Genomic DNA, 6,492 nt, shown 5'->3' on the forward strand with positions numbered 1-6,492 from the left:
GTAGAAAAAATATCTAAAATATCTTGAATTAGACTTTGTTGTTTCAAACATTGCTGTCTCCCTACTTCTAAATATTCTTTTCCTTTAAGTGTTAAATTTTCATATTCTAGTAATGATAAACAACCATTTATCGCACTTAATTGTCCTGCAATATCATGCATGATACAATGAAGTAATATATCTTTTTTTTGATTATCTTTGAGTAATTGATAATAAATTAACTCATATTCTCTACCTTTTTGGATAAGATATTGCTTATCTTGATAAGTCTCTTCTAAAAGCTCTATTAATAAAATTTTTTTATGATTGACAAAAAGTGCATAGGCTTCAAATTGATATTCTTGTCCATTTGTATCTACTTCAGTCCATAAACCCGAACTGATTTTTTTAATGCTATCATTCAGCCAAAATTCTTCAGCATCAATTAAAAAGTTTTTTAAAAAACAAAATTTTTCTTCTGGTACTGATATATTCATCCCTGAGGTTAATTTCTGATGATAAAATTGATTTAACCAATCAGGTATATTACCAATAATTTTAAATAAACCTGGATTAATATACTCTAGAGTTAAAATCTTTAAAGCAGCCAGGACATCATTTGTAATCGATGTATTCATGGTTTAAATTTTGAATGATTAATTTGAAAAGGCAGCGATGCTGAGGGCAGAGGGTAGAAGGTTTTATTAAAAAGGGGATTCAAACACCTCCGAAATTCAAGCCACCATTTTAATGTGGTAGGGGTTTTAAACCCTTGTTCCCTTCTCTACGAGACGCTACGCGAACGTTCACGGCAGAGGTAAGGAGTCAGAATTCTCTTCTGCCAACTGAGCCTCCTGCCCTCTGCCTTTCTTGGATAACTATTTATTTAATTTTTCTTGCAAAAGATTATACTCATTGCCTTTTTGTTGAGTAGCGAAAAGTTGATTTTCATCACAGCTACTATCTAACAATAATACCCAATCGCCTTCTTGTGTAGAAAACATATGAACATCTGCACAACTCCCATACTCTGTTTTCAGAAACGGTAAAAATAAAGAAGTTTCATTCAGTGGTAGTAAACCCTCTAGAAAATAAACTTGCTCTGTGATATTTTCTCCTTTAGTGAGGTTAGTAATGCCATATTTTGCTAACTTGCCTCCCCAATCCAATAGGCTACCATCTTTGTTCACCAACAGATACGCAAGGGAACGCTCTGCTGTAAAAAAATTGAGAAGATAGGTAATTACAGGATTAGGGAAATCTAGCATTTAGCAATCCAAGATTTTTCTAGCAAGAGTTTGAAAAACTTCTTCTACACCTAGTCCATTTTTAGCACTGGTTTTAATCACAGTCCAACCCTTTTCTATCACTCGATCTAGTTCAATAGGTTCAATTTCCCATTCATCTGTAATATCGTACTTGTTCATCACCAAAATAAATGGAACCTTACCAATGGCATCTTCCACTCTTGTTTGGAGATGGAAAGCTATTTCTAGAGTATTACGCCTCGTCCCATCAACCACTAATAAATAACCAGCACAACCGCGTAAGTAGGACATTCGTACTTTTTGAAATTCATCTTCTCCGTAGAGATCCCAAAGAATCAGATTGATCTTATTTTCTTCAATATCTATGGTTTTTTTGTCAATTTTTACACCTACGGTAGTATGGTATTTATCAGAAAAAATACTGTGAACGAACTGAGATACTAAACTAGTTTTACCTGTAGCAAATGCACCTATCATACAAATTTTTTTCTGAATAACCATAAATAAATTTATATACTTTTAATTCGATTGTTTAGCTAGAAATACTTTAAAAGATACTCGACGGCTATTAACATTTTGAGATTCTGGTTTGATTTTTAGTTCCAAAGGTTGCTGAGAACCAACACCTATGGCTTGAAGTTGTTTTGTATTGATTCCTTGGGATTTCAAATAAGATAAAATTTTCTCAGCACGAGCTTGACTGAGGAGCATATTGGTTTGTTCTGTTCCTGTATTATTTGTATGTCCAATAATCTGAATTTGCACGTTTTTATCTAAATATTGAGCAATATTCAAAAAATTGCGTATTGAAAGAGTTAAATTTGGTAACTTAGTAATTTCACCAGGGCTAAATTCAATTGAACCTTCTACAAAAAAGAATATTTTTTCTTCTATTTGTTGTTTATACTCCTCCAATTGGCTGAGTTCTATTGCTAGTAGATTTTTATCTTGAAATTGAGTGATGCCAGGAATAAAATGCCATAATTGACGTGCTTGTAAAATCCATTGCCGGGATGCATAACCTGTGGCGTTGATAATACCGCTTTTATCCACTTGTAGTGATACAGTTGGGGGTGGATTTAACAATTTTTGAACTCTTTTGGTAGTAAATTGTGCTTCCAAAGACAAGTAAGGTTGCCATTGACTAATTACTTTTTTGGGGTTGAGATTTGTTTGTTGTATGAGTGTATTGGGATCTACTGCTAGAGGATCGCGCATTCCCCTGATAAAGTATTTGCCAAAACTTTGGTGGGAGCTAATCACTACTATTCCTGGCTGAGAGTTGAGTTTTTGCAGATAGGATCGCCAACGGAGTTTTTCTCTAATACTAAAAAAGCCCCAAGTTCCAAAAGCGATCGCCATTACACCTAAAAGAATCCAAGCATAGGTATAATTTTTTTTAGTAGCAGATTTATACTTAACTACTAAGCAATCTTCTAAATCGAGCTTACTAACATCGAATAGTTCTGTATCTCCCGCAAAATGTTTAATTTCTTGACTAAACTTTAGGTGAATTTTTTCAATTGCTTCTTGTAAAACTAACCTAAATTCTTGCGGAGGATTTCCCCGAATTATAGCTGCTATTAATGCTTGCGGCCCCTCTTCAATCCAAATTATGACTTCTCCAAAACGTAAACTTTTTATTCCATCTCCTTTTTGGACGTTGAAGGAATCTTTGATAAAATCCTGGATAGCTGTCAACATGGCAGCTACTAAATCTGGATCTTGAATCGGAACGTGCTTTGTTACTAAATGTTGCAGTAATAATCCAGATTCTTTATGAATCAGAAATATTTGTTCTACTCGGTAAACTAGCGTCCGTAGCAGCACAATTTCTGCAAATGATTTCCCTGTGCGTTGTGCTTCCCATCTCCACTGAAAACTTTGTGGAGACAAGCTATGTTCTAAGGTTTGATTCAAAGATTGAATCATTTCTTCCAAAGCTGTAGAAATCGCCTTCCGAGTGGCTGGGCCAATGACTGGAAATAATGCATCTGCAAGCACATTATGGTCTTGTTTCACAGAAACTTCAATGGCTTCTTCAACAGTTGATACCATTACTTCCCCTAGTTGTTTATCTTGCTTTGCGCGTAGAATCACAGCTTCTGGAAGCATTTTGCTAATATCTTCTGGTTGAATTTCAGGGTTTTCTAGTCGCTGATAAAGTCTTTCAAGTTTCGTCGGCTCGATATCTAGCAGCAAACTACGAAGTGTAGTTAATTCATCCTTAATTTCAGAGGCTTGGCTTTTGCTTGTCAAACCACCAGGAGATACTTTTGGTATTTGATTTATCGAAGAGTCACTCATTACCAAAATCCCCCAATCCCCAATTATTATGACGTAACATTTTGTTGTTAATACGACAACTGTGCTGATAGTCAAACAATCAACTTTGCGCTTTCTATTTTTGGAATTTAAGATTTGTTATCTGCTTTCAAATGGACAACTAATTCTGTAAACATAGCGGCTAGATGCGAACGGTCTGTTTTGTCTCTACGAAGATGTTGTACTTCCCGTTCTAATAAAGCTAAAATTTCCTGAGATTTTTTTTGAATATCATCTTGTAAACTTTTAGATTGGTTGAAAATCTGCTCGTGTAACTCTCGTTGATTCTTAGTACTTTGTTCGTCAAATTGAGTCAACTTCTGTTCTAGAGCTATACTTATATTTTTATTTTCTTCAGCAACGCTTTTCACTTTATTATCGCGTTCTTTTTGTTCGTTTTGGAGACGCTGTGTTAAAGAATCAACTTCTTGTTTGACATAATTTTCTAAAGCATCTAAACGTTTTTTATTTTCATTCCGCACGTTATTGAATTCTTGTAGTAGGCGTTCTTCTAGACGGGTAAATCTTTTTTCAATATCTCGAATTTGATTGCCAATCAGAATTTCTCTAACTTTATCCAAACTCCTAGTTTCGCTAATGCCATTGCTAAATTGCAACTCGTTATTTGCTGCATTAACTTCTTCTTGTTCTACTTGAAATGAATTATGATTGATGTATTCTTCTGGTGGATTCATATTTTTAATTCCTGTTGAAAAAAATACGGCTGTGGTTGTTAATTGTCATACTATATTTATAGTGTAGACAATAACTAAGTATAAAGGATATTTATACATGAAAAAAATATATCCACTTGGATATATTAAAAAATATCTAAATTTTAGTCAAAGTAATTATGAATTTCTCAAGATCTTATTGAGAAGAAAGTCTATGTATTTCCTCGCCCAACTGTCGCCGGACTGATTCCACCTTAGTTGTATCCCGCGTCCAGTGCTTCCAGTCAAGTCCTACAGTCCGAACTAATGAAAGCGCCCACTGTTGGCGATGGCGATTTTTAAGTATTTCCAGATACTCGTAATCTTCTACGCCTTCTCTAAGCCACTTCAGCCTCATGGAAGGAACAACTCCTTTGATACCTACTTGTTTACCTGGATAAAACAACATTCCTTCACCAGGAAAATAGTGTTTGTATTTCTTCTGGAAGTATGTTTGAACGTCTTTCCAAGGGTCTTTTGTCCATAGGTCAACTCGCCAGTATAAAATCCCTGTTAATCCAAGGCTTTGGCTAATAAAACCCGGATGAATTCGGTAGTTTATTGGTTCAAAATCTATCTGCCATTTGGGAGAGTATCCGTCTTGCACTAAAGCATTGTAAGACCAAACTTTATCTCCTTTTTGTAAAACTTCAGTAATTCGCTCAGGAGCTTCATCATAGACTTCTGGCAATACTATCCATATATCTACGGCTGTACGTCCAGTTCCAGAACCATCATCATAAAGCGCAGGTGTAGGAGTCATTGCTAAAGCAGTTGCAATTCCAGCTTGATGAAAATTTCGCGCCCATTCCTTTACTGGTTCAATTAAATTTGAGCAGTTATCAATTTCATCAGCATATCTAGCATAGAGAAATAAACCTGATTGATGTTTAGCAGCAGTGGTTTTAATCTTTTGAAGAGGAGGTGCTGGAGCCATTTTGCAAGTACTGACATTAGCCCCACTCCAAAAAGGAAGACTCCGGGAACGCAGTCCCCATTGCTTGATTAACTCTGGTTCGTATGCTGGATTAAAATGAGCATCTGGCATTAATTTATGTTTGAGAAGTTCGATCATTTCGCTTTTATCTTCATGTTCATAAAATGTGAACTCAGAATTCAGCGATGGTTTGATGGGTAGCTCAAAATTCCAAACTTTCAGGTGAATTTTACCTGCCATCTTTCCTTGGTCGCTACTAACAGTAAAAGTACCTTCATAGTTTCCAGCTTGAGTGTTGCGCGGGACAAAAATGTCTACCCAAATCGGTTGGTTATATCCAGCTTTTAAGTTGAATGGAACAGCGTCTAATTCTGCACCTGTAATATCTTTTTTGTTTTCGGGATTAATAAATGGAATTAATCCATCAGCATACCATCCAGTACCTAAAGATGGATTGGTACTGCCTTTTTTGTTAGGACTGGCATGAGTAACGCGGACGTAATGTTCGCGGTAGAGTGTAATATTTGAGTTGGGAATTACTCGATTATTAGCAGCAGACAAATCCGAAACCACGACATTTACATTTGTCAAACCATTATTGGGTGCGTGAATTCCTATTTGAAAAGGTTCGTATTCTCCCCGCGCCGCATACAAATCAATTTCGGTTTTAGCTCCTGCTGGTTCTTTTTGCTTGATTCTTTGCAGATTCGGAACTACCCAGACAACAAAGCGATCGCCTAAGGATGAGTTATTAGCTAATAACCCAATATTTAAACAAGCAAATAAACTAAATACTACCCCCAATATCCCGAAGATAAGTTTGAGTTTGTTGGCAAATCTGAGCTTTTTTTTTAAAAAAGACACTTCAAATTCTCCTGATGCAAATATTCTTGAAGAGAGAGATAAATTTTATACTTGGAGATTAGTAAATGCCTGAAATATTAATTTACCATTTCATGGTGTTTTCTCTAAGACTTGTGCAACCAAATTTTGAAAATCAAAAGTTTTAATTTCTTCAAAGCAGATGACAGAAACTTTAAAAATAAAATAAAAAAAATAGGACTTACGCAAAAACTTATGATTAGCTATACTTGTTGCACAAGTACGCTTTTATTTGCTGTGAAGTATCTAGACGTTTTTTAAGATGTGCGATCGCCTATTTTCCAATTTGACATCACTATAAAGTTTATGTAAAGCTGCGAGGTTTCTTAACGCCAAAAATTTATAGATAATATATCAATTTAAGTTATGTATTTTTTTAATTTTTGCC

General features: G+C 35.2%; 5 protein-coding genes and 1 pseudogene. All 6 read right to left on the minus strand.

Annotated features, from left to right (window positions below; genetic code table 11):
- Positions 1-617, minus strand: a pseudogene (locus GNE10_RS30530) (sensor histidine kinase); the annotation flags it as partial.
- 240 nt (positions 618-857) lie between these two features.
- Positions 858-1,247: a hypothetical protein gene (locus GNE10_RS30535; RefSeq protein ID WP_185569562.1), complete on the minus strand. Its 390-nt coding sequence runs from the start codon at positions 1,245-1,247 to the stop codon at positions 858-860.
- On the minus strand, positions 1,248-1,724 hold the full coding sequence (locus tag GNE10_RS30540; RefSeq protein WP_242062286.1) for a Rab family GTPase: 477 nt from the start codon (positions 1,722-1,724) through the stop codon (positions 1,248-1,250). It lies immediately after the preceding gene.
- Between the two features lie 42 nt (positions 1,725-1,766).
- Positions 1,767-3,554 (minus strand): OmpA family protein, encoded by a 1,788-nt coding sequence (locus tag GNE10_RS30545; RefSeq protein ID WP_185569567.1) that lies wholly within the window; start codon positions 3,552-3,554, stop codon positions 1,767-1,769.
- A 107-nt stretch (positions 3,555-3,661) separates the two neighbouring features.
- A complete protein-coding gene (locus tag GNE10_RS30550) occupies positions 3,662-4,267 on the minus strand; it encodes a hypothetical protein (RefSeq protein WP_185569569.1) in 606 nt (201 codons plus the stop codon).
- 175 nt (positions 4,268-4,442) lie between these two features.
- Complete coding sequence (locus GNE10_RS30555; protein ID WP_185569571.1) at positions 4,443-6,086, minus strand: DUF4091 domain-containing protein; 1,644 nt, start codon at positions 6,084-6,086, stop codon at positions 4,443-4,445.
- Positions 6,087-6,492: the final 406 nt, after the last annotated feature.

The sequence above is a fragment of the Nostoc sp. 2RC genome (genome assembly GCF_014222165.1).
GTDB classification, from domain to species: domain Bacteria; phylum Cyanobacteriota; class Cyanobacteriia; order Cyanobacteriales; family Nostocaceae; genus Nostoc; species Nostoc linckia.